Origin of the sequence: Lentzea fradiae, from assembly GCF_900100955.1 — a bacterium.
GTDB lineage: Bacteria > Actinomycetota > Actinomycetes > Mycobacteriales > Pseudonocardiaceae > Lentzea > Lentzea fradiae.
This window is the reverse complement of the sequence record NZ_FNCC01000017.1, coordinates 106,342-129,125: the sequence shown is the minus strand read 5'-3', so window position 1 is coordinate 129,125 and position 22,784 is coordinate 106,342. Positions and strand designations below refer to the sequence as shown.

The window sequence follows — 22,784 nt, the reverse complement described above, 5'->3', positions numbered from 1 at the left end:
TCAACGATGTCACGGCGGATCGATTCACGTTACGCCGAACGGTTGTACGAGCCGCAACGAGCACGCGGCCGAGTGGCCCAACTCTCACTCCGGGGTGCGCGTCGCAGCGGTGTTTGATGCACTGCTGGAATGGAGCTGATCCAGGCGCACGGCGTGGCGATGACGGAGTTCGACCGTCGGGTGCGGCAGGTCGCGCCCGACCAGTGGTCGCTCGGCACCCCCTGCCGGGAGTGGTCGGTGAGGGACCTCGTCGGCCACCTGGTGCACGAACAGCTCTGGGCCCCCGAGCTGCTGGCGGGCTGCACCGTGCAGCAGGTCGGCGACCGGTTCGACCACGACAACCTCGGCGACGACCCGCTGGTGTCGTGGGTGGTGGCCGCCGCGTCGGCGCGCGAGGCGTGGCTGGAGCCGGCGGCGCTGACGAAGACGGTGAGCGTGTCCTCCGGCGAGATCCCCGCCGAGGAGTACTGCTGGCAGATGACGACGGACCTGGCCGTCCACGCGTGGGACCTGGCCCGCTCGATCGGCGCCGACGAGCGGATCGACCCGGCCCTCGCGTCGGCGGTGCTGCGCTACGTGGAGGCGAACGCCGAGGAGTGGAGCGGCTCGCCCCTGTTCGACTCACCGGTCCCGGTCGCCGACGACGCGGACGACCAGACGAGGCTCATCGGCCTGCTGGGCCGCAAGCCGTAGCCGCTTCTGAAGCGCCCCGCCCCGCACCCCCGGTTCCCCGCGAGGCGGAGCGCTCCTCCCCCTGACATGACCCCCGGATCTCCCCCCGTCCGGTGACCACACCGCCTTTGTACAGGTCTGACGTTGTCCGGTGTCGGGCCGTCGTCAGCGGACGACAACCCGCGTACAACGCGGGCTCACGGCCCGGTGACGCCCGGCGTCCAGCTCTCGGGGATACCGCTCTCGGTCAGCACCAGCTGGTGGTCGCCGAACCCCTCCGGCGCGTCCGGCTGCCACGGCCAGTGGCCCTGCGGCGTCGGCACGATGATCTGCACGGCCGCGAAGTCCGGCCCGTCGTAGAGCAGGTAGGCGCTGCCGAAGAACTCGGGGTAGAACCCCTTGTAGACGCGCTCGAACGTGATCGGCACGCCCTCGAAGAAGTCGTGGTAGAGCTTGCCCGGCTGGAACCGCTCCCCCGCACTGGCCCGCTTCACGTACGCGTTGACCAGGTTCTCGCCCATGCCCTGCGGCAGCCCGATGACGACCGCCTCGGCGACGCCGAACCGCCGCCAGGCCCCCACCGAGAACACGTAGCCCGGACCCTCGGCGTCCGGGTTCACGACGATGTTGGTGTGGCCGTGCCGGTCGGCCGCGGACAGCAGCCGGGCCCGCAGTTCGATGTCTTCGTCGGAGAGCACGACGCCCAGCCTACGGCACCCGGCCCACGCCCTGACCTGCTTGGAGCCGCTCCAACCCCTCCCACCTTCAGGCACATTTGGTCGTGAACGATGGAGCGGACGCGTCGTCGTCCCTAGCGTTCTCCCATGCCCAAAAGATCGTCCAGCGTGGTGGGCCGCGAGTTCGGCGCCGGCGTCCGCGCCGCCATCGAACGCACCGGCCTGACCCAGCGCAGGCTCGCCGAGCTGCTCGGCTGGCAGGAAGCCAAGATCAGCGACATGCTCGCCGGCAAGGGCGGGGTGACCGAGGCCGAGGTCCGCGAGCTCCTCGCCTACTGCCGCACCCCGCTCGCCGAACGCGAGGAGCTCCTCGCCCTGTTCCGCGAGTCGGGCAACGTCTACCTCCAGGTGCCCGACGACGGCGTGCCGGACCAGGTCCGCACCCTCATCAACCAGGAACGCGACGCCGACGAGATCGTCTGCTGGTCGATGATCCTCGTACCCGGACTGCTCCAGATCCCGGAGTACGTCGAGGCCGTCACCGCCAAGGCCCGGACGGTTCCACCGGAGAAGCGGGAGGCAGTGGCCGCGGCGAGAGCCGCGCGGGCGTCCATCCTCGAATACACCCGCACTTTTACCTTCTTCGTCCATGAACAGGCACTCCGCCTGCCTGTCGGCGGCAGGGAGGTGTGGCGCGAGCAGCTCGCCCACCTGCTGCGGTTGTCAGTACGGCGGTACATCACCATCCGGGTCGTCCCCACCTCGGTTGGCATGCACGCGGGCGCGGCAGGCGACTTCCGCGTCATGCGGTTTCCGAAGTACCCGTCTGTCATCTACGTCGAGAGCGTCAAGTGCTGCCTGTTCTTCGACGACGCCGACACGGTCAAGACGTACGAGAACATCCTGAAGGACCTCGCTGGCGTCGCCCTCGATGAGGAACAATCGAGGGCGGTGATCAACAGCATCCTGGAGGGCTCCTGATGGCCACATGGCGCAAGAGCAGCTATAGCGGCGATGGCGACAACTGCGTCGAGGTGGGTCGCGGGATCGGTATCCGAGACAGCAAGGCCCCCGCCACCCACCTCCCCCTCGGCCCCGAGGCGTGGTCGGCTTTCTTGCGCCTGACGGTCGCCTCAGGCCCCGCCGTGACCAACAGCAGCCCGGAAGACCTTCGATGACCAAGTGGCAGAGGAGCAGCTACAGCGGCAGCGGCGACAACTGCGTCGAGGTTGGTCGCGGGATCGGCATCCGAGACAGCAAAGCTCCCGCCATCCACCTCCCCCTCGGCCCCGAGACGTGGTCCGCTTTCCTGCGCCTCGCGGTCGGCTCAAGTCCCGCCGTGATCGACAGCAGCACGGAGGAACTCCCGTGACCACCTGGCGCAAGAGCAGTTACAGCGGCAGCGGCAACAACTGCGTCGAAGTGGGTCACGGGATCGGCATCCGGGACAGCAAAAAGCCCACCACCCACGTTCCCGTCTCAGCTGATGCTTGGTCGGCATTCACCAAACTGGTCACCGGACCACACCCTCGCTGACCACTCCTTCACTCCTTCTGGTGCGCTTTTCTCGAAAGTGTGACAAAAGCGTGCCATCAGGTTGTACCGGACCAAACGAACGGATAGAATTCGGTTCCCTTGTCGCGCACGGCATGACAGAGGGAGCATCGTGAAACTCACGTTGATCGGCGGATCCGGCTGTGGCAACGGCCCGTGCCCCGCGGTGTACGAGACGGAGAACGACACGATCGTCGTCCAGGGTTTCGACGTGGACGCGCAGCGCAGCGGGCTGGAATTCCCACCCGGTGAGAGCGCGGTCGAAATTCCCCGCTACATCCTCGAACGCGTTTTCAGAGGCTGACGGGGCGGGGTGGTTCCGATCATTCTCAACAACGAGCAGTTCGGCCGGCTCTTCGTCGACTTCCGGAAGTCCGCGACGCGCATCGAGACGCTGCCGGTCTACACCGTCGAGGAAGAACGGGAGCCGATCGAGCACTACCGGTCGGGACGGCCGCTGCCCGCCGGTCGCAACGAGGAGTGGGCGGCGAACATCAGGCGGAGCGTGGCCGCGGGCAAGTACATGGGCCGCGTCCACATCATCGACCACGAGCTGACGCCGTACCTGCGGTTCGAGATCGACTGGTACTACCGCGTCAACAGCGCGGCGGGCGAGGACATCCGGTTCATCTACCGCGAGGACGTGCCGGACCTCTACTACACCGACACCTGGCTGTTCGACGAAGCCGTGGTCGTCGACCTCAGCTACACCCCGGAAGGCGAGCTGCTCTACATCAACCGCAACGACCACCCGGAGCGCCTCTGGCACGCGCGGCGGGCGTGGCGTGAGTTCCACGCGAGGTCGTTCCCGCTGGAACAGCTCCTCGCCGAGCTCCCGGGCCGTCCGTGCGAGAGCGGGAACCGGTCGTGGACGACGAAGCCGTTCGCACGGAATTCGTGATCAACGACCAGGCGGCGGGGTATCCGCGCCGGGTCGTCACCACGGGGGTCGGCGCCGCCGACGTCGACCACCTGGTGCGGTCCGGCTACCTCGTGCGCCGCGGGCTGCTCCCGGCCTCCGCGGTGGCGGCGCTGTGCGCCCGCGTGCACGCCCTCGCCGCCGCAGAGGAGGGCAGGCCCGGTGCCGAGTGGGTGCCGGGCAACAGCATCTACCTGCGCGGGCTGCTCGACAAGGACGCGGGGTTCCACCGGCTGCTGCGCCTGGAGCCGGTCCTGTCTCTCGCACGCACGCTCCTCGGCCCGCAGGTCTGGGTCGACCTCGAAGCACGCCTGCACTACCCCGGCGTCGCCGGGATCGCCGTGCCGTGGCACCACCACCTCCCGGTGGTCCCGGACCCGGTGCCTCCGTTCTTCTGCCACCCGCACCAGCTGCACTGCCTGATCTACCTCGACCGGGTGTCGCCCGCCGAGGGCGCGCTGGTGGTGCTGCCAGGGTCGCACGCGCGCGCCGACGTGCGGATTCCGCTCGGCGACCGCGGCGACCGGCCCGGTCAGGTGGAGCTGTTCTTCGAACCGGGCGACGCGGTCGTCATCCACGGCGGGCTCTGGCACCGGACGGCACCGTCGTCGGCCGCCGCGGGGCACCGGACGTTGCTGCTGCTGGGTCACGTGCCGTCGTGGGTCCGAAACGACGCGGGCCGCGGCGGGGTGCCCGCCGCCGAGCCGCTCACCGCCGTGCTCGCGCGGACCGGTGACGCGGAGGTCCGCGAGCTGCTCGGCGAGTTCCGCTGGTGAGCACGATGCCGAGCCGTCCGGAGGACGATCCCGCGCCCGGCACCCGGTCGGAGGTGCACAGCAACTCCGGCGAGGTCGTGCAGGCGGGGTACGTGGAGGGCGGGATCCACTTCCACTACGGCCCCGGCGGTCGCGGGCACCGTCCGCTGCAGCTGCCGAGGGGCGTGCGCGGGTTCGTCAACCGGATCTCCGAACTGGCCGCGCTGGACGAGCTGCTGGTCGACGAGGAGAACCTCGTCGTGTACGTGATCTCGGGGACGGCGGGCGTGGGCAAGACGTCGCTCGCGCTGCACTGGGCGCACCGGACCAGGGACCAGTTCCCCGACGGCCAGCTCTACATCGACCTGCGCGGCTACGACCCCGGCCTGCCCGTGTCACCCGACCAGGCGCTGGAGCGGTTCCTGCTCGCGCTCGGCGTGCCCGCGGCGGCCGTGCCCGCCGAGGCGGAGGCGAAGTCGAGCCTCTACCGGTCGGCGCTCGCCGACCGGCGGATGCTGATCATCCTCGACAACGCGGCCGGCACCGCGCAGGTTCGCCCGCTCATCCCCGGTTCCGGCCAGAGCCTCGCGATCATCACCAGCCGCAGCCAGCTGCAGGGGCTCGCGATCCGGCACGGGGCGCGGCGGCGGACGCTCGGCACCCTCACCGAGACCGAGGCCGTCGCGCTGCTGACGGCCACGACCCGGGAGTACCGCCACGGCGACGACCCGGCGGAGGTCGCCGAGATGGCCCGGCTGTGCGCGTACCTGCCACTGGCGTTGCGGCTGGCGGCGGAACGGGCGGCGAGCCGTCCGGTGATGCCGCTGAGCAAGCTGATCGCGAGCCTGCGCGACGAGTCGGAGCTGTGGAGCACGCTCTCGACCGGCGACCCGGACGAGGCCGAGGCGGTGCACACGGTGTTCGCGTGGTCGTATCGGGCGCTGTCCGAGCAGACGGCGACGGTGTTCTGCCTGCTCGGCCTGCATCCGGGCGCCGACTTCAGCGAGGCGGCGGCCGAGGCGCTGGCGGGCGGGAACCGCCGTCAGGTCCGCACCGCGCTCGACCAGCTCGCGGGTGCCTGCCTGCTGGAGGCGACGGGCTACGAGCGTTACCGGTTCCACGACCTGTTGCGGGCGTACGCGGTGGACTGCGCGCAGTCCAAGATCTCGCAGGAGGACCAGCTCGCCGCCGTGCAGCGGGTCTGCGAGTGGTACCTGCGCATGACGTACGAGTGCGCGCTCATGACCGCGCACGACACGACGTTGCTGTTCGAGCTGCCCCGGACCGGTGAGCCTCCGTTCGCGTCCCACGGCGAGGCGGCGCGGTGGTACGCGGAGGAGAAGTCGAACCTGGAGGCCGCCGTGCACGCGGCGGCGGGAACGGGTCAGCGGCGCACGGCCTGGCGGCTGGCCACGGTCCTGGAACGCATCTACGCCACGCACAACCACTTCAACGACTGGCGGTCGACGTCGCAGGCCGGCCTGGAGTGCGCGCGGGAGCTGGGGTTGCGTGCGGAACAGGCCGCGATGCACGACAGCCTGGGCCGCCTGTGCCGCATGACGATGCGGCTCGACGAGGCCGTCACGCACCACGCCGCCGCCGTCGCGACCTACCGGGACCTCGGCGACCTGCCCAACGTGGTGAAGGGCCTGAACGGGCTCGGCTGGGTGCACCTGTTCCGGCACCGGCTCGCCGAGGCCCGCGCCACGCTCTCCGAGGCGCTCGCGGCGGCCGGTGAGCTGGCCGATCGCGAGTGGCTGCCGACGGTGCTCTACAGCCTCGGCTACACCTGCGCGCAGCTCGGGCTCCTGGACGAGGCGGACGCGCACCTGACGCGGTCGGTGCGGATCTTCCGCGAGCTGGGCAGCCGCCTCTACGAGTCGATGGCGCTGACCGCCATCAGTTACGCGGCAAGGGAACGCGGCGACGCGGCCACGTCGCTGGAGATCGCCTCGGAGGCCGTCGCGATCAGCCGCGAGATGGCCAACCGGCTGTGGGAGGCGACGGCGCTGCTGTACCTCGGCAAGGCCGAACGGGCCGCCGGTGAGCCGGGTGCCGCGCTCGTCTCCTACCAGGCGTCCGCCGTCCTCTGCCGGCAGAACGGCGACCGCAGCCGGGAGGCGATGGCCGTCGAGGGCGCCGGGCTGGCCTACCGCGACCTGGGCCGCGACGAGGACGCCGCCGACTTCCACCGGCAGGCCGCCGCCGCGCACCGGCAGCTCGGCGACCACTGGAAGCTCGCCAAGAACCTCGTGCACCTGGCCCGGGAACTGCCCCGGGGGGACGAGGCGCGGCGCTGCGCGCAGGAGGCGGCCGAGATCCTCGCCGAGTTCGACGACCCGAAGTCCACCGCCCTACGCGCCTCACTACCCCGCTGACCCCGCTCCCATCAGCACTCTCCGTAACCCACGCCCCGCTCGCAACGCACTTTCGCGTTTCCCGCCGAGTACGCGGGGGCCCCGCGTACCACTGGAAGAAACGTAGGACCCCCGCGTACCTATGCCACGTCACGCAGAGGAGGCGGTGACCACTGGACGGATGACACACGGATGTGAGGGGTGACGGCCGGAGAGAACCGCTGGCGCAGGGTTCAGGCCCGGCAGCCGTCGAGGAGCAGCCGGAGCGTCAGGCGCGCGTCGTAGTCCGGGTCGTCGCGTTCGGCGCCCGCACAGATGTCGCCGATCGCGCGGAGCAGCTGGTACGGCGCGATGTCCGCCGTGAGCTCACCGGACTCGCGGGCGGCCGTGAGGATGTCGCCGAGCACCGGCACGAGCCGTTCGAGGAACAGGCCGTGCAGGGCGGCGAACCCGTCCGGGTCGCTGCGGGACGCGTTCGCGAGGCCGTGCTTGGTCACCAGGAACTCCGCGAAGAGGTTCACCCACTCGCGCAGTGCCGCGAACGGTGACTCCGCCGACGCGAGCAGTGCGGGTCCCGCTTCGGCGCAGGCGTCGACCTGATGCCGGTAGACGGCGATGACGAGGTCCGCTCGCGTCGGGAAGTGCCGGTAGATCGTTCCCATGCCCACGCCCGCCTCAGCGGCGATCTTGCGCACCGGGGCGTCGACGCCGTCGGTGACGAAGACCGCCGCCGCGGCGTCGAGCAACGCCTTCTCGTTGCGCCGGGCGTCCGCGCGCTTCGCCGACCTCGCCTGTTCCGCACCCACCGCGACACCTCTCCCCGCGCTTGCCAACCGGAACGTTGCTCCGTATATTCGGAACCGCGCTCCGGTTCAGCGTACAGCCGGTGCTCCCGCACTCGTCAGAAGGATCCTGTCATGCCCGTGACCAGCACAGCCCTGCCCTCGTTCGGCACCTCGATCATCAGCGTCAAGCCCGTCGTGCTGCCCGCACCCGACCGCGGCGACGACCTCCAGGTGCGGGTGTCCGCCCCGGTCACCGGCACGGGACTGCCGATCATCGTGTTCGCCCACGGGTACACCCAGTCCATGTCGTCCTACGACCCGCTGGTCGACTTCTGGGCGGGCAACGGGTTCGTCGTCGTGCAGCCGACGTTCCTCGACTCGGTGACGCTCGGCCTCACGCCCGCCGACCCGCGTTATCCGGACATCTGGAAGATCCGCGTGCGGGACGTGCAGCGGGTGCTCGACGACCTCGGCCAGGTGCTCGGCGCGGTGCCGGGTCTCGCCGAACGCGCCGACCTCGGCCGCATCGCCGTCGCGGGGCACTCGTGGGGCGGTCAGACCGTCGGCATGCTGCTCGGCGCCCGCGTCCTCGACGCGGACGGGAAGCCCGGTCCCGACCTGACCGACCCGCGTGTCAAGGCCGGGGTCTTGCTCACGACGACGGGCACCGGCGAGGCGCTCACGCCGTTCGCCGAGGAGAACTTCGCGTTCATGCACGCCGACTTCGGCAACCTGACGACGCCGTTCCTCGCCGTCGCCGGTGACCGCGACCAGTCGCTGCTCTCGACCCGCGGCCCCGACTGGTTCACCGACGTCTACCGCCTGAGCCCTGGCGCCCGCGCCCTGCTCACGCTCTTCGGCGGCGAGCACTCGCTCGGCGGCATCCACGGCTACAACGCCACCGACACGACCGACGAGAGCCCCGAACGCGTCGCGTTGGTCCGTCGCGCGTCGTGGGCGTACCTGCTGACGGAGCTGGGCGTCGACGACCTGCCGTGGAAGCAGCTGCAGGCCGAACTGGCGGACGCGGCCGACCCGATCGGCGCCCTCGACGTGCGGTGAGCAGACGAAAAACGCCGGTCACACCCGTGACCGGCGTTCCCGCGTCCGCGACGTCTCAGCCGACCTCGGCCATGACCTCGTCCGACACGTCGAAGTTCGCGAAGACGTTCTGCACGTCGTCGCAGTCCTCCAGCGCGTCGATCAGCTTGAAGATCTTCTTGGCGCCCTCGGCCTCCAGGGCCACCGACACCGACGGCAGGAAGCTCGACTCGGCCGACTCGTAGTCGATGCCCGCGTCCTGCAACGCCTGGCGCACCGGGATCAGGTCGCCCGCCTCGGACACGACCTCGAAGGACTCGCCCAGGTCGTTGACCTCCTCGGCGCCCGCCTCCAGCACCGCCAGCATGACGTCGTCCTCGGTCGTGCCCGCCTTCGGCACGATCACGACACCCTTGCGGCTGAACATGTACGACACCGAGCCGGGGTCGGCCATCGAGCCGCCGTTGCGGGTCATCGCGGTGCGGACCTCGGTGGCGGCGCGGTTGCGGTTGTCGGTGAGGCACTCGATGAGCACCGCGACACCGTTGGGGCCGTAGCCCTCGTACATGATGGTCTGCCAGTCGGCGCCGCCCGCCTCCTCACCGGCGCCGCGCTTGCGCGCGCGCTCGATGTTGTCCAGCGGCACCGAGTTCTTGCGAGCCTTCTGGATCGCGTCGTACAGCGTGGGGTTGCCGTCCGGGTCCCCGCCACCGGTTCGTGCCGCCACCTCGATGTTCTTGATCAGCCGCGCGAACAGCTTGCCGCGCTTGGCGTCAATGGCGGCCTTCTTGTGCTTGGTCGTCGCCCACTTTGAGTGGCCGCTCATTTGTCCTCCGAACCAGTCGAACCACGAACCATGTCCACGAACAGGCGGTGGACGCGCTCATCCCCCGTGAGCTCCGGGTGGAACGCCGTAGCCAGCACGTTGCCCTGCCTGACCGCGACGATCCTACCGGCGGCATCCCCCGCCTCCGCCGTGACAGGCACCGTAGCGAGCACCTCGACGTCGCCGCTCACCGCCTCCACCCACGGCGCGCGGATGAACACGGCGTGCACCTTCTCGCCCGCCAGGTCGAGGTCGGTCTCGAACGAGTCGACCTGCCGGCCGAACGCGTTGCGCCGCACCGTGACGTCCAGCCCGCCGAGCTGGTGCTGGTCCTCGCGCCCGTCGAGCACGTTGTCGGCCAGCAGGATCATGCCCGCGCACGACCCGTAGGCGGGGAAGCCGCCCTTGATCTTCGCCCGCAACGGCTCCAGCAGCCCGAAGTTGTCGAGCAGCTTGCTCATGGTCGTCGACTCGCCGCCGGGCAGCACGATGCCGTCCAGCTCGTCGAGCTCCTCGGGCCTGCGGACGGGCCGGGCGGTGACGTCGCACTTGGCGAGCGAGACGAGGTGTTCCTCGACATCGCCCTGCAGAGCGAGCACACCGATGACGGGAGGGGCGGCGGCAACCATGCTCACCAGCTTATTCGAGCGCACCGACAACGCCGGTCACCGGTCAGGCCGCTGGCGGGCGCCGCCGCACCCGGAACGTCAGCCCCTCCGGGCTCGTCACCACCCCGTCGTCCAAGTCGGCCCAGACCTCCAGTTCCCACCGTGGCGCGGCGGTCTGCGCCGCGACGAAGTCCGCGCACTCCACTGCCACGCCGAGGACGTCGCGGTAGAAGCTGCGGGCCTCGCCGGGCCGGTCGCAGGCCAGGACCAGGCGGTGCGGGGCTCCGGCCAGGCCGGGCGGGAACGACCACCCGGCGAACGCGAGCGGCTCCCACAGCGAGAAGGCGGCACCCGCCGGGTCCACCAGCGTCGCCGTGCGGCCCTGGTCGCCCGCCTCGAACGGCGGCACGACGAGCCGGGCGCCACCCACCACCGCGGCCTCCACCCGCCGGTCGAGATCGTCGACCGACAGGTAGAACGCCACGTGGGCGGGCGTGCCCGGCGGGTAGACCGGGTTCGACAGGTCGCTCACGCCGCCGATCGGGTGATCACCGGCGTGGATCTTGGTGGCCTTGCGCCAGTCCTCCTCGTCCACCGCGAACCGCCAGCCCAGCGCTGTGCCGAGGAACTCGGCGGTGCCGTCCGGGTCGCGGGTCTTGAGGTCCATCCAGCAGAACTCGTTCAGCATCCCCAGAAACGCCATGCCGTCCTTTCTACTGGGCCAGCCGTTCGAGCCAGTCGCGCAGCAACGCCGTCTCGGCGGACCGCAACGGCAGGTCGTCGGCAGCGGCGAGCGCGGCATCAAGCGCCAGCGCCCGTGGCGCCAGTCCTGACTCCTCGGCCGGTGCCACGTCCGTGACGACGGAGCCGATGACCGTGTCGCGCATCCTCGCCGACAGGCCGGTGTCCGGGTCCTCGGCGCTGACCAGCCGCAACGTGACCCCGATGGCTGCGGCCGTCATCAGCTCGGCGGCCACCGCGGGCGGCACGCGCAGCCGTCCCGCCTCCGCGACCCGGTCGAGGAACCCGAGCAGCCGGACGCGGGCCCGGTCGCCGGCCGGTGGGCGGCGGCCGGGGCGGGCCGGGGTGAACATCAGCAGGTAGAGGGCGGGGTGGGCGAGGCCGAACGCGACGTGCGCGTCCCAGCCCAGGCGCAGGTCGGCGACCGGGTCGGCGGTGCGCGGCAGCGTGTCCTTCCCGGCCAGGTAGAGGTCGAACGCGTGGACCGCCAGCGCGTCGAGCAGGCCGTCCTTGTCCTCGAAGAACTGGTACAGCGAGGCCGCGCGGATACCGGCCGCCGCCGCGACCGAACGGGTGGAGACCGCCTGGACGCCGTCGCGTTCCAGGATGCCCGCCGCCGCTTCCAGGACCTGCTGCCTCGTCCGCGCTCTCGTCTCCTCCACGGTTGCAATGCTACGGCATCAGGCGTATCACTGATACGAGGCACTGATACGGACTTAGTCGCATCGGTGATACGAACAGGGAGAACGCAAGTGAACCGAGTGGGATACGGCGCCATGCAGCTCGCGGGGCCGAACGTGTGGGGTCTGCCGGACGACCTCGAGTCGGCGCGGAAGGTGCTGCGGCTGGCGGTCGAGCTGGGGGTGACGTTCTTCGACACCGCGAACGCCTACGGGCCGCGCACCGTCAACCAGCTGATCGGTGAGGCGCTGCGGCCGTTCCCCGAGGACATCGTCGTCGGGAACAAGGTCGGTGCGGGGCGCGGGCCGGACGGGTCGTGGATCATCACCGACCACCCGGACACCGTCCGGGCCCAGTTGCACGAGGCGCTGGCCGACCTCGGAGCCGAGCACAGCGAGCTGACCTACCTGCGGCTCGACGGCGACGGCCTGGCCGAGAAGAGCGACGTGCCGCTGGAGGACAAGCTCGGCGTGCTCGTCGAGCTGCGCGAGCAGGGCCTCGTCCGCCGCATCGGGCTCTCCGGGGCGTCACCGGAGGTGCTGGCCCGCGCGCAGGAGCTGACGCCGATCGCGGCCGTGCAGAACCGCTTCAACCTGCTCGACCGCAGCGGCGTGCAGGTGCTCGCCGACTGCGAGGCGCAGGACATCACGTTCATCCCGTACTTCCCGCTGGCGTCCGGTCAGCTCGCCGCGTACGACGAGCTGACCGGTCCGGCGCGGCGGCTCGGGGCGACGCCCGCCCAGGTGGCGCTGGCGTGGCTGCTGCGCCGGTCGCCCGCGATCGTGGTCATCCCCGGCACGTCGAACCCGGACCACCTGCGGGCCAACGTGAGCGCCGCCGGCCTGGCCGCGGAGCTGACCGAGGAGGAGGTGAGCCGCCTGACCGGCCTCGTCGACGAGTCGGCGGTGGCGCTGGACCAGCCGCACCAGTCCACGATCGACGCGCTCGTGGCCAAGGCGGCGGCAGCCCAGCGCTGACGTCAGTCCGCGGCGACGAGCTGCTCGCGCGCCGGTCCGACGGGCCGGCGCGCCTGGACGAAGCGCCACCCGGCGAACAACGCCAGTGCGAGCACGGGGATCGACCAGAACGCGATCTTCTCGGCGGTCCCCGCGAACGCCATCTGCCCGATCACCAGCGCGAGGAACGCGAGCGTCCCGTACGAGGTGTAGGGAGCGCCGGGCATCCGGTACGACGGCCGCTCGACCTCCCCGGCCAGCGCCTTCTTCCGCAGCCTGAGCTGGCAGACGATCAGCGTCACCCAGGTCGACACCACGCCCAGCGAGGCGACGGCGATGGCGATGTCGAACGCCTCTTTCGGCACGATGTAGTTGAGAACCACACCAAACAGGTAGGCGACTCCGGTGAACAGAATTCCGCCATAAGGGACGTGCCGGGAGTTCATCTTGCCGGTGAACGCGGGTGCCTCACCCTTCTGCGCGAGCGAGCGCAGAATTCGGCCCGTCGAGTAAAGTCCGGAGTTGCACGACGACAATGCGGCCGTGAGCACGACGGCGTTCATGATGTCACCGACCGCCGGAATTCCCAGCGCGGAGAACACGGTCACGAACGGCGACTCGGTGCCCGTGAAGTGGTGCCACGGCAGCAGCATCGTCAGCAGCAGGACCGAGCCGACGTAGAAGATCGCAATCCGGTACACGACGCCGTTGATGGCGCGCGGCATGATCTTCTCGGGCTCCTTGGTCTCGCCTGCCGCGATGCCCACCAGCTCGATCGCCGCGTAGGCGAAGACGACGGCCTGCAACGTCATCAGCGCGATGCCGAACCCGGCGGGGAACAGGCCGCCGTGGCCGAGGGTGTTGGAGACCGAGGCCGTGGTGCCGCCGATGTCGGCGTGGCCGATGACCAGGCCGATGCCGGTCACCAGGAACACCACGATCGCGGTGACCTTGACGACGCTGAACCAGAACTCCAGCTCGCCGAAGAGCTTGACGGACAACATGTTCACGGCGACCAGCACGACCAGCGCCACCAGCGCGGTGATCCACTGCGGCAGGTCGGGGAACCACTTGTGCATGTAGATCGCGACGGCGGTGATCTCGGCGATGCCGGTCATCGCCCAGTTCACCCAGTACATCCAGCCGGCCGTGAAGCCCGCCCACGGGCCGACGAACTCGCGGGCGTACTCGACGAAGCTGCCCGCGACCGGGCGGTGCAGCACGAGCTCGCCCAGGGCGCGCATGACGAAGAACGCCGCGAGACCGCACAGCGCGTAGGACAGGATCAGCGACGGCCCCGCCGCGGCGAGGCGTCCGCCCGCACCGAGGAAGAGGCCGACGCCGATCGCGCCCCCGATGGCGATCATCTGCACCTGGCGCTTGCTCAACGCCTTGGTGTAGCCGTCCGCGTCGATTTCCGCAGAACTCACGAAGAGATTCCCTCCGAGACGCAAAATTGCTCGCGTCGGAACCTCCCGCGCCCCGACGCGCTGATGCGTCCGGACGCTAGCGAGAAGCGGTCATCACCAAGAAATCAGTTGGGGAAGGCTTAACGTAATCGACATCACACAGCGCGGAGCTCAAGTCCTCCCAAATGTCCTCGACGTGCTCCAAACCGACGGAAATGCGCAGAAGATTGTCCGGAACGCCAGAAGCGCGCAGTTCTTCGCCGGGTACGAGCCGGTGCGTCAACGCGGACGGGTGCTCGATCAGCGTGTCGACCGACCCGAGCGAGACGGCAGGCGTGACGAGCTTCAGCCGCCGCACGACCTCGGTCGGGTCGCCGTGGACGCCGAACGCGATCATGGCGCCGGTGCCGCGCATCTGCCGGGACGCGACCGGATAGCGCACGAACTCGACGGCGTCGTGCTCGGCGAGCCGGTCGGCCAGCACGGCGGCGGACCGGGACGCGGCCTCGACGCGCAGCGGCAGCGTGGCGAGCCCGCGGTGCAGCAGGTAGCCGCCCAGCGGGTGCAGCACGGCGCCGGTGATGATCCGGACCTGCCGCAACGCCGCCGCCCGTTCCTCCGAGCACGCCACGACGCCGCCGAGCACGTCGCCGTGACCGCCGAGGTACTTGGTGCCGGAGTGCAGGACGTACGTGGCGCCGTGCAGGGCAGGGTTCTGCAAAATCGGTGTGGCGAACGTGTTGTCGACCAGCACCGGCACTCCCCCGGCCTGCCGCACGACGTGCTCGATGTCGACGAGGTCGAGGTTGGGGTTGGCCGGCGTCTCGACGACGACGAGCCCGGTGTCCGGCCGGATCGCGGACGCCACGAGACCGGCCTCGACGTACGTGGTCGTGACGCCGAGCAGCCCGGACGACAGCAGGTGGTCGGTGCCTCCGTACAACGGCCGCACCGCCACGACGTGCGGCTTCTGCGCCATCACGCAGGCGGCCTGGACCACGGCGGTCACCGCGGCCATGCCGCTGCCGAACGCCACCGACGTCTCGGTGTGCTCCAGGGCGGCGAGCGCCTGTTCGAACCGCGCGACCGTCGGGTTGTGCAGCCGCGCGTAGACGGGCGAGGTGGCGTGCGCGGCCCCGATGGCCCAGTCGCCCAGCGCCTGCCCGCCGAGCGCCTGGTCGGGCACGGGGTAGGTGGTGGACAGGTCGATCGGGGGCGCGTGCACGCCGAGCTCCGCCAGGTCGTCGCGGCCGCCGTGCACTGCGATGGTCTCGATGCGCGTCATGGCCCGAATGGTGAAGACTGACTCGGCGGAGTGGACGAACAACCGCAGCCGATTCGGCGGAACGGAGAACAGCCGTGCTGGATGCGATCGACGAGGCCATCGTGCGAGAACTGCGGAAGGACGCGCGGCTGCAGAACAAGGACCTGGCCGAACGCGTGAACGTCGCGCAGTCCACGGCGGTCGTCCGGCACCGCGCGCTGCGGGAACGCGGCGTGATCACCGGCTACCACGCGGAGATCGACCCGGCGGCCGTCGGGCGGCACGTCCAGGCGATGCTCGCGGTGAAGATCCGCCCGCACACCAAGGAGATCGTCGACCCGTTCATGGCCTACGTGCTGTCACTGCCGGAAACGCTTGCCCTCTCGCACGTCACCGGCCCGGAGGACTTCCTCGTCCACGTCGGGGTGGCGGACGTCGGCCATCTGCAACGGCTCGTGCTCGACAAGTTCACGAGCCGCCGCGAGGTGACCGAGGTGCACACGAACCTGCTGTTCTCGCACGTCCGCAAGCACTAGTGGCGCACCGGAAGTCTCGCCCAGCCTTCCCTCCCCCACCCGCCCGCGCGTCATCCACCAGTGTTCACCACTGCCTCTACGTGACGTGGCTGTAGGACGCGGGGGCCCCGCGTTCGAGCAGAAGGTACGCGGGGCCCCCGCGTACCCGGCGGGAAACACGAAAGGGAGTCGCGAGCGGGCGGGGGGTTACGGAGAGCACTGCCGGAAGGTGTGCTCAGCTGACGCCGAGGAACCTCAGCCCGGCCGTGGTGGCGGCGGCCAGCACGATGACGGCGACGAACGGCAGCTTCCGCCACGCCGCGAGCCCGCCCACCAGGACACCGGCCGCGAGCGCCCAGCCGCCGAACTGCTTGCCGTTGGTCAGCGCCGAGACCGCGACCAGCGCCAGCAGCAGCACCGTCGCGCTCGCCGAGATGACGTCGCGGACCTTGTCGGGCAGGGTGAAACGGTTGCGCAGCAGCGGGCCGGCGAACCGGATGAGGAACGTCCCCGCGCCGAGGATCAGGACTGCGGTGACGGGCACGGCTCCTCCTTCTTCGTGGTCGTGCGGAACGCGACGAGCCCGGCGAGCGCGAGCAGCACCGGCATCCCGGCGGGCAGGAACGGCGTCGTCGCGAGCGCGATCACCGCGCCGGTGAGCGCCGCGTTGCGGGTGGCGGCGTCCTTGAGGGCGGGCAGGGTGAGCGCGAGCATCGCGGCCGGGAACGCCGCGTCGAGCCCGAACGTCATCGGGTCGCCGAGCGCCTGCCCCGCGAGCGCTCCGATGAGCACCCCGACGTTCCAGGTGACGAACAACGACACGCCGCACGCCCAATAAGCGGCACGAGCACGCGCGGGGTCGCGCTGCGACATCGCGAACGCCGTGGACTCGTCGATCATCAGGTGGCTGCCGACGACCCGCGCGAGCCACCCGTTGCCCAGCACGTGCCCGACCGCGAGCCCGAACGGCAGGTGCCGCGCGTTGAGCACGAGCCCGGCCAGCACCGCGGCGGCGGGACTGCCCCCGGCGGCGACGATCCCCACGGCCATGAACTGCGACCCGCCCGCGAAGATCACCACCGACATCAGGACCGGCATCCACCACGGCAGGCCGGAGCCGACCGAGATCGCGCCGAAGGACGCGCCGGTGACCGAGGCACCGAGTGCCACGGCCATGACGTCACGGAGGAGGGCGGCGTCGAGAGTTCGCCAAATCGAACGGACCACCCATTAAGATGAACACCTCGGACCTGTGTTCGTCAAGCCGAACGGATGGACTTCTGTGTCGAACGCACCACTCGCCCTCATCGCCGCCAACCTCCGGCGGGAACGGGATCGCACCGGCCTCTCGCTCACCGAGGTCGCCAAGAAGGCGGGGGTGGCGAAGTCGACGCTCTCCCAGCTGGAGTCCGGCTCAGGCAACCCGAGCGTGGAAACCCTGTGGGCACTGGCCGTGGCACTCGGCGTGCCGTTCAGCCGCCTGGTCGAACCGGCCGTACCGCGCGTGCAGGTGATCCGCGCGGGCGAGGGCCCCGTCATCCACTCCGAACAGGCGCACTACTCGGCCACCCTGCTGGCCGCCTGCCGCCCCGGCACCAAGCACGACCTCTACTGGCTGGCCCTCGAACCGGGCGGCGCCCGCGAGTCGCTGCCGCACGTGCCGGGCAGCACCGAGCACATGATCGTGGCGACGGGGCGGTGCCTCGCGGGGCTGGTGGACGACCCGGTTGAGCTCGGGCCGGGCGACTACATCGTCTACCCCGGAGACGCGCCGCACATCTGCAAGGCGCTGGAGCCGGGGACGACCGCGGTGCTGGTCATGGAGCACACCGCCTAGGAGAGCCTGCTTCTCAAGGTGCGCAGCCACGCTTCGGCGAGCGCGGGCTCGCCCTCCATGGCGCGCGCGATCATCCGCCGGACCTCCCTGGCGCGTCCCAGCTCGACGAGCCGCACCGCCTCGGCGAGCGCCTGCCGGGTCTTGTCGTCGCGGTCGATCTCCGCCGGACCGTCGATCCAGCGACGCGGGCCGAAGGACTTCGTCAGCTTCCGCTGGCGGTCGGCGAAGTACGACCAGGTGGGCCTGTCGAGGGACACGTTCACGACCGACGCGGCGGGCAGGCGGAGCGTCCAGTCGGCGTGCTGCTGCCAGCGGAACGTGTTCGGGCTGGTCTTGCTCTCGCTCGTGACGCCGACGAAGCGGAGCTTGCGGCGGATCACCGGCCAGGTCTCGCGTTCCTCGGTGATCCAGTCGTGCAGCAGCGTGAAGAGGCTCCTGAACGTGCTGCCGGAGGACACCACGTCGACGAACGTCACGGGACGCGCGCGGCGGGCCAGCGACGCGGGCGTGATGCCGAGGTCCGCCAGGATCTCCCTGGCCCGCAGGACGTGGGCCCGCGAGTAGTCGTAGCCCCTCCAGAACGACAGCGGCAGCCGTGCGAGCCGGTGGCCCGTGCCCTCCAGCGCGCCGCCGAGCAGGTCGAACATCGAGTCGAGGGACCGGCCGACGAACACCAGGTCGCCGTTGCCGCCGCGGGCCAGGACCTTGCCCGCGCACCGGCACAGCTCCGTGAGGTAGCCCACCTCCGGCGCCAGCGCGCCGTCCAGCATCGACCCGAGCCGGTCGGGCGTCACGAGGTCCCAGCGAAAAGGCGTGGTCACGCGGCCATCATCACCGGGAGGGTGTCGCCGCGCCAACGAAAAAAGGGCCGCCGAGCGGCCCGTTCCTCCCACTTAACCGTATAGCAGAAGGGGGGCCTTGCCACAAGGCCCCCGCCGTGCCGCAGACTCATCGTCCTAAGCCGGCACAAGGGCGCCTGGGGAGCACGTGGGTTACGAAGAAGAACTGCAGTCCGAGCGCGAGTACGTGGCGGGCCTCTACGCGCGGCTCGACAACGACCGTGCGCGCGTGAAGGCCGCGTACCAGGCGGCGCTGGGTGGCACCGGCGAGACCGCGATGGACCGCGACAACGAGGTGCGGGCCCGGCACCGTGAGATGAAGCGCCTGAACGTGGCCGACTACGGCCTGTGCTTCGGGCGGCTGGACAGCGTCGACGGGGACGTCTCCTACATCGGCAGGATCGGCATCTTCGACGAGTTCGACGACTTCGAGCCGTTGCTGCTCGACTGGCGGGCACCGGCGGCGCGGCCGTTCTACACGGCCACGGGGGCGCATCCCGAGGGGATGCGACGGCGCCGGCAGTTCCTCACCCGCCGCCGCGCGATCGCCGGGTTCACCGACGAGGTGTTCGGGCGCCTCGGTGAGGATCAGGGGGACGTGGCGCTGCTGGAGGCGTTGAACGCGCCGCGTGGCGAGGGGATGCGCGACATCGTCGCGACCATCCAGGCCGAGCAGGACGCGATCATCCGGCTCGACCACCCCGGTGTGCTGGTGATCGAGGGTGGTCCCGGCACCGGCAAGACGGTCGTGGCGCTGCACCGCGTCGCGTACCTCATGTACACGCAGCGCGAACGCATGGAACGGCACGGCGTGCTCGTCGTGGGGCCGAACCCCGCGTTCCTCAACCACATCGGGCGCGTGCTGCCGTCGCTGGGCGAGTCGGACGTGGTGTTCGCCACCGCCGGCACGCTCCTGCCGGGCCTGGCCGCCACCGCAGAGGACACGCCCGAGGTCGCGCGGATCAAGGGGTCTCGCGCGATGGTCGACGTGCTGAAGGCCGCCGTCGCGTCCCTGCAGCGGGTGCCGGAGGAGCCGATCCCGATCGGCATGAAGGACGTCGTCGTCAACATCGGCCCGGACGTCGCCGAGTGGGCCCGGCAGGAGGCGCGCGACAGCGGCCTGCCGCACAACGAGGCCCGCGCGGTGTTCCGCGAGATCGTCACGTACGTCCTGACGGAGCGGGCCATCGGCAGGATCGGCAAGGGCTGGATGTCGCGGTCGGACAAGCAGGCGTGGGAGGACATGCGGTCCGGCCTGGTCAAGGACCTCGCCGACGACGAGTCGTTCATCGCGGCGCTCGACGCGTTGTGGCCGGTCATGACGCCGTTCGAGCTGCTCGCGGCGCTGTACTCGGCGCCGGAACGGCTCGCGGAGGCGGGCGCGGACCCGTCGCTGCACCGCGCCGACGGCCAGGCGTGGACGGTGTCGGACGTGCCGCTGCTCGACGAGCTGCACGACCTGCTGGGCAAGGACGGCACCGAGCAGGCGGCCGACCAGGCGGGCGCCGCCGAACGCGCGGCCGAGGCCCGGTACGCGGCCGAGGTGCTGGAGAGCATGGTCAACCGCACAGACCACATGGACGACGAGGACCACCTCTTCGCCACGGACATGCTGTTCGCCGAGGACCTCGCCGAGCGCTTCGAGGAGCACGACCAGCGCACGCTCGTCGAACGCGCGCTGGCCGACCGGAGCTGGACCTACCGGCACGTCGTCGTCGACGAGGCGCAGGAGCTGTCCGAGATGGACTGGCGGGTGCTGATGCGCCGCTGCCCGGGCCGTTCCTTCACGGTGGTGGGCGACCTCGCGCAGCGCCGGTCGGAGGCGGGCGCCCGGTCGTGGGGCCAGATGCTCGACCCGTACGTGCCGGGCCGCTGGGAGTACCGCTCCCTCACGGTCAACTACCGCACGCCCGCGGAGATCATGGCCGTGGCGGCACGGGTGCTCGCCGAGTTCGCGCCGGACGTCGAGGCGCCGGAGTCGGTGCGCTCCAACGGTGTCCAGCCGTGGGCCCGCCACGTCACACCGGACGAGCTGCCCGCCGCCATCGAGGAGTTCACGCTGGCGGAGAAGGACTTCGCGGGCACCAGCGTCGTGATCGGGCCGCCCGGCGTGCCCGGCACCGTGCCCGCGTCGGAGACCAAGGGCCTGGAGTACGACTCGGTGCTCGTCGTGGCGCCGGAACGCATCCTGGCCGACGGGCCGCGCGGCGCGGCGGAGCTGTACGTGGCGCTCACCCGTGCCACGCAACGACTCGGGGTGCTGCACCACGAGCCGCTGCCGGCTCCGTTGTCGGGACTGGCCGAACCGGTGGGCACAGCTGGATAAATCAGTGGGTGCGCGGTCCTGAGCGGCCCTACGGTCGTCCACCATGACGACACCACCCGGCAGACCGGAGGACCCGGTGAACCCGTGGGCCCCGCCCGCGGGCCCGGCGCGACAGCGGCCGGACGAGCCGGACGACGCGCTGTACGCCCCGATCGACCCCGACCCGTTCGGGGCGTACTCGGGTCCCGCTCCGCACCACCCCTCCGGCGGCCCGGACGTGCCGCGCCCGGTGCTGGACGTCGCACCGCAGGCGTCCGCGGGCGCGGGGCTGCTCATCGGCGCCGGCCTGCTCGTCCTCGTGGTGGTGCTCGGAGCGGCGCTGCTCTGGTTCGCAGGCAAGGACGACTGGGAGTTCGGCGAGGCGCCCGCCGCGCAGGCCCCCGTGCCGGCGACCACGTCCGAGCCGAAGCCGTTCGCGGTCGTCGGCGACTGCGTGCTGCTCTCCGGCGGGTCAGACGGGGGTGTCACCGCCCCGGAGTACGCGCAGACCGAGTGCGCCGAGAACAAGCACAACTACACGGTCGGCAAGACGATGCGGACCGGGGAGAAGTGCGGGGAGAACGAGTACTGGTACGTCAGGTACACCGAGGGCTACGGCATGAACGTGTGCCTGATCCCGGTGTACGCCGACGGCGAGTGCTACGACTTCAAACGTCCCTCAGGAGGTGTGGAAGCCCCCAAGACGGCGTGCGGCAGCGACTTGCTGGTCATCCGGGTCAAGGTGCTCACCGGTGTCGCGGACACGGCGGCCTGCCCGCCGGACGAGCGGCGGGCGACGGCGATGGCGTACCCGGAGATCAACACGACGTACTGCCTGTCCCAGACGTTCCGCTGACCATGCGACGACGACAGGCGCACCACGTGAGCGGTGCGCCTGTGTCGTTTTCGAAGAGGGTGCCTACCAGCCGCGCTCGGCCAGGCGGTGCGGCTCCGGGATGTCGTCGACGTTGATGCCGACCATCGCCTCACCGAGACCGCGCGAGACCTTGGCGATGACGTCTGGGTCGTCGTGGAAGGTCGTGGCCTTCACGATGGCCTCGGCGCGCTGGCGCGGGTTGCCGGACTTGAAGATACCGGAACCGACGAACACGCCCTCGGCGCCCAGCTGCATCATCATCGCGGCGTCGGCCGGGGTCGCGATGCCACCGGCGGTGAACAGCACCACGGGCAGCTTTCCGTTCTCCGCGACCTCCTTGACCAGCTCGTACGGCGCCTGCAGCTCCTTGGCGGCGACGTAGAGCTCGTCCTCGGGGAGGTTCTGCAGGCGGCGGATCTCCTGGCGGATCTTGCGCATGTGCGTGGTGGCGTTGGAGACGTCACCGGTGCCGGCCTCGCCCTTGGAGCGGATCATGGCCGCGCCCTCGGTGATGCGGCGCAGCGCCTCGCCCAGGTTCGTCGCACCGCAGACGAAGGGGACGGTGAACGCCCACTTGTCGATGTGGTTGGCGTAGTCGGCCGGGGTGAGCACCTCGGACTCGTCGATGTAGTCGACACCGAGCGCGGCGAGGACCTGGGCCTCGACGAAGTGGCCGATGCGGGCCTTCGCCATCACCGGGATCGAGACGGCGTCGATGATCCCGTCGATCAGGTCGGGGTCGCTCATGCGGGCGACGCCGCCCTGCGCGCGGATGTCGGCGGGCACGCGCTCGAGCGCCATGACGGCGACGGCACCGGCGTCCTCCGCGATCTTCGCCTGCTTGGCGTCGACCACGTCCATGATCACGCCGCCCTTGAGCATCTCGGCCATGCCGCGCTTGACGCGGGCAGTGCCCGTGACCTGATCAGTGCTCACCGGGGCAACCTTTCCCGAGGGGATGTCTTGGTGCGACCGAGGCTACGCCCGACGTGGCCCCCTCCTCCAAGCCACTGGAGCGCGGAACCAGAAGGCCACTTGACGGTCAACCGCAGGTCCGCGAGGTGTGTAACCGGGGTCACGATCACTCGTCCGGCTCCGCCCGGCGTGGTCGTCGGCGCGCACCCGACCGGGCTGCCGGGGTTGTCCCGTTCGTCATTCGGGTGTGA

The 22,784-nt window shown here is 70.6% G+C and carries 27 protein-coding genes; 15 read left to right on the top strand and 12 right to left on the bottom strand.

Going from position 1 to position 22,784, the window contains the following annotated elements:
* The first annotated feature begins 129 nt into the window (after window positions 1-129).
* Window positions 130-693, top strand: coding sequence for a TIGR03086 family metal-binding protein (locus tag BLT23_RS33700; protein ID WP_090057384.1), 564 nt, complete (start codon window positions 130-132; stop codon window positions 691-693).
* A 176-nt stretch (window positions 694-869) separates the two neighbouring features.
* On the opposite strand, the gene BLT23_RS33695 is transcribed toward BLT23_RS33700, so the two are convergent.
* Entirely contained in the window at window positions 870-1,370 is a 501-nt protein-coding gene (locus BLT23_RS33695) for a DUF4262 domain-containing protein (protein WP_245744473.1), read from the bottom strand.
* Between the two features lie 126 nt (window positions 1,371-1,496).
* On the opposite strand from BLT23_RS33695, the gene BLT23_RS33690 reads away from it, so the two are divergent.
* The 8 genes from BLT23_RS33690 (at window position 1,497) to BLT23_RS33655 (ending at window position 6,955) form a co-directional block, all read left to right on the top strand.
* Window positions 1,497-2,330 (top strand): helix-turn-helix domain-containing protein, encoded by an 834-nt coding sequence (locus tag BLT23_RS33690; protein WP_090057381.1) that lies wholly within the window; start codon window positions 1,497-1,499, stop codon window positions 2,328-2,330.
* The gene (locus tag BLT23_RS33685; RefSeq protein WP_090057377.1) at window positions 2,330-2,527 is read left to right on the top strand and encodes a DUF397 domain-containing protein; all 198 of its coding nucleotides are present in this window, start codon (window positions 2,330-2,332) and stop codon (window positions 2,525-2,527) included. Before BLT23_RS33690 ends, BLT23_RS33685 begins: the two co-directional genes overlap by 1 nt.
* On the top strand, window positions 2,524-2,721 hold the full coding sequence (locus BLT23_RS33680; protein WP_090057373.1) for a DUF397 domain-containing protein: 198 nt from the start codon (window positions 2,524-2,526) through the stop codon (window positions 2,719-2,721). Before BLT23_RS33685 ends, BLT23_RS33680 begins: the two co-directional genes overlap by 4 nt.
* Window positions 2,718-2,885 carry a DUF397 domain-containing protein gene (locus BLT23_RS33675; protein ID WP_090057369.1) on the top strand — a complete coding sequence of 56 codons (168 nt, stop codon included), beginning with the start codon at window positions 2,718-2,720 and terminating at the stop codon, window positions 2,883-2,885. Before BLT23_RS33680 ends, BLT23_RS33675 begins: the two co-directional genes overlap by 4 nt.
* Before the next feature lie 130 nt (window positions 2,886-3,015).
* Entirely contained in the window at window positions 3,016-3,207 is a 192-nt protein-coding gene (locus tag BLT23_RS33670; protein ID WP_090057366.1) for a hypothetical protein, read from the top strand.
* A gap of 9 nt (window positions 3,208-3,216) precedes the next feature.
* Window positions 3,217-3,804: a DUF6879 family protein gene (locus BLT23_RS33665; RefSeq protein WP_090057362.1), complete on the top strand. Its 588-nt coding sequence runs from the start codon at window positions 3,217-3,219 to the stop codon at window positions 3,802-3,804.
* On the top strand, window positions 3,771-4,598 hold the full coding sequence (locus tag BLT23_RS33660; protein ID WP_176947045.1) for a phytanoyl-CoA dioxygenase family protein: 828 nt from the start codon (window positions 3,771-3,773) through the stop codon (window positions 4,596-4,598). The genes BLT23_RS33665 and BLT23_RS33660 overlap by 34 nt, the downstream gene beginning before the upstream one ends.
* A gap of 5 nt (window positions 4,599-4,603) precedes the next feature.
* Window positions 4,604-6,955 (top strand): ATP-binding protein, encoded by a 2,352-nt coding sequence (locus BLT23_RS33655; RefSeq protein WP_090057618.1) that lies wholly within the window; start codon window positions 4,604-4,606, stop codon window positions 6,953-6,955.
* A 212-nt stretch (window positions 6,956-7,167) separates the two neighbouring features.
* On the opposite strand, the gene BLT23_RS33650 is transcribed toward BLT23_RS33655, so the two are convergent.
* Window positions 7,168-7,740, bottom strand: coding sequence for a TetR/AcrR family transcriptional regulator (locus tag BLT23_RS33650; protein ID WP_090057355.1), 573 nt, complete (start codon window positions 7,738-7,740; stop codon window positions 7,168-7,170).
* A 111-nt stretch (window positions 7,741-7,851) separates the two neighbouring features.
* On the opposite strand from BLT23_RS33650, the gene BLT23_RS33645 reads away from it, so the two are divergent.
* On the top strand, window positions 7,852-8,781 hold the full coding sequence (locus BLT23_RS33645) for an alpha/beta hydrolase family protein (protein ID WP_090057351.1): 930 nt from the start codon (window positions 7,852-7,854) through the stop codon (window positions 8,779-8,781).
* A 55-nt stretch (window positions 8,782-8,836) separates the two neighbouring features.
* Here the strand turns inward: BLT23_RS33645 and BLT23_RS33640 are convergent, their stop codons facing one another.
* Genes BLT23_RS33640 through BLT23_RS33625 form a run of 4 tightly spaced genes read right to left on the bottom strand, consistent with a single transcriptional unit; the run spans window position 8,837 to window position 11,597 of the window.
* Entirely contained in the window at window positions 8,837-9,586 is a 750-nt protein-coding gene (locus BLT23_RS33640; protein ID WP_090057347.1) for a YebC/PmpR family DNA-binding transcriptional regulator, read from the bottom strand.
* On the bottom strand, window positions 9,583-10,215 hold the full coding sequence (gene pdxT, locus BLT23_RS33635; protein WP_176947044.1) for a pyridoxal 5'-phosphate synthase glutaminase subunit PdxT: 633 nt from the start codon (window positions 10,213-10,215) through the stop codon (window positions 9,583-9,585). Before pdxT ends, BLT23_RS33640 begins: the two co-directional genes overlap by 4 nt.
* A gap of 43 nt (window positions 10,216-10,258) precedes the next feature.
* A complete protein-coding gene (locus BLT23_RS33630; RefSeq protein WP_176947043.1) occupies window positions 10,259-10,897 on the bottom strand; it encodes a VOC family protein in 639 nt (212 codons plus the stop codon).
* 10 nt (window positions 10,898-10,907) lie between these two features.
* Window positions 10,908-11,597, bottom strand: coding sequence for a TetR/AcrR family transcriptional regulator (locus BLT23_RS33625; protein ID WP_090057340.1), 690 nt, complete (start codon window positions 11,595-11,597; stop codon window positions 10,908-10,910).
* Between the two features lie 90 nt (window positions 11,598-11,687).
* On the opposite strand from BLT23_RS33625, the gene BLT23_RS33620 reads away from it, so the two are divergent.
* The gene (locus BLT23_RS33620) at window positions 11,688-12,593 is read left to right on the top strand and encodes an aldo/keto reductase (RefSeq protein WP_090057336.1); all 906 of its coding nucleotides are present in this window, start codon (window positions 11,688-11,690) and stop codon (window positions 12,591-12,593) included.
* 2 nt (window positions 12,594-12,595) lie between these two features.
* Here BLT23_RS33620 and BLT23_RS33615 read toward each other — a convergent pair whose 3' ends face one another.
* Both BLT23_RS33615 and BLT23_RS33610 read right to left on the bottom strand, forming a co-directional pair.
* Window positions 12,596-13,939, bottom strand: a complete 1,344-nt coding sequence (locus BLT23_RS33615; protein WP_090057615.1) for an amino acid permease — start codon at window positions 13,937-13,939, stop codon at window positions 12,596-12,598.
* 139 nt (window positions 13,940-14,078) lie between these two features.
* Complete coding sequence (locus tag BLT23_RS33610; RefSeq protein WP_090057332.1) at window positions 14,079-15,266, bottom strand: trans-sulfuration enzyme family protein; 1,188 nt, start codon at window positions 15,264-15,266, stop codon at window positions 14,079-14,081.
* Window positions 15,267-15,340: 74 nt separating this feature from the next.
* Between BLT23_RS33610 and BLT23_RS33605 the strand changes: the two genes are divergently transcribed.
* Window positions 15,341-15,781, top strand: coding sequence for an Lrp/AsnC family transcriptional regulator (locus BLT23_RS33605; protein ID WP_090057328.1), 441 nt, complete (start codon window positions 15,341-15,343; stop codon window positions 15,779-15,781).
* 214 nt (window positions 15,782-15,995) lie between these two features.
* On the opposite strand, the gene BLT23_RS33600 is transcribed toward BLT23_RS33605, so the two are convergent.
* Window positions 15,996-16,304, bottom strand: a complete 309-nt coding sequence (locus BLT23_RS33600) for an AzlD domain-containing protein (RefSeq protein WP_090057325.1) — start codon at window positions 16,302-16,304, stop codon at window positions 15,996-15,998.
* A complete protein-coding gene (locus BLT23_RS33595) occupies window positions 16,283-16,936 on the bottom strand; it encodes an AzlC family ABC transporter permease (RefSeq protein ID WP_090057321.1) in 654 nt (217 codons plus the stop codon). The genes BLT23_RS33600 and BLT23_RS33595 overlap by 22 nt, the downstream gene beginning before the upstream one ends.
* Before the next feature lie 106 nt (window positions 16,937-17,042).
* Here BLT23_RS33595 and BLT23_RS33590 point away from each other — a divergent pair, with 106 nt between their 5' ends.
* Window positions 17,043-17,597, top strand: a complete 555-nt coding sequence (locus BLT23_RS33590) for a helix-turn-helix domain-containing protein (RefSeq protein WP_090057612.1) — start codon at window positions 17,043-17,045, stop codon at window positions 17,595-17,597.
* Here BLT23_RS33590 and BLT23_RS41440 read toward each other — a convergent pair.
* Complete coding sequence (locus tag BLT23_RS41440) at window positions 17,594-18,418, bottom strand: hypothetical protein (protein ID WP_218133965.1); 825 nt, start codon at window positions 18,416-18,418, stop codon at window positions 17,594-17,596. The genes BLT23_RS33590 and BLT23_RS41440 overlap by 4 nt on opposite strands.
* Window positions 18,419-18,584: 166 nt before the next feature.
* Between BLT23_RS41440 and helR the strand changes: the two genes are divergently transcribed.
* Together helR and BLT23_RS33575 are read left to right on the top strand one after the other, a co-directional pair.
* On the top strand, window positions 18,585-20,762 hold the full coding sequence (gene helR, locus BLT23_RS33580; protein WP_245744472.1) for an RNA polymerase recycling motor ATPase HelR: 2,178 nt from the start codon (window positions 18,585-18,587) through the stop codon (window positions 20,760-20,762).
* A gap of 43 nt (window positions 20,763-20,805) precedes the next feature.
* Window positions 20,806-21,597 (top strand): LppU/SCO3897 family protein, encoded by a 792-nt coding sequence (locus BLT23_RS33575; RefSeq protein ID WP_143036127.1) that lies wholly within the window; start codon window positions 20,806-20,808, stop codon window positions 21,595-21,597.
* A 63-nt stretch (window positions 21,598-21,660) separates the two neighbouring features.
* On the opposite strand, the gene pdxS is transcribed toward BLT23_RS33575, so the two are convergent.
* Window positions 21,661-22,554: a pyridoxal 5'-phosphate synthase lyase subunit PdxS gene (gene pdxS / locus BLT23_RS33570; protein ID WP_090057313.1), complete on the bottom strand. Its 894-nt coding sequence runs from the start codon at window positions 22,552-22,554 to the stop codon at window positions 21,661-21,663.
* Window positions 22,555-22,784 lie beyond the last annotated feature (230 nt).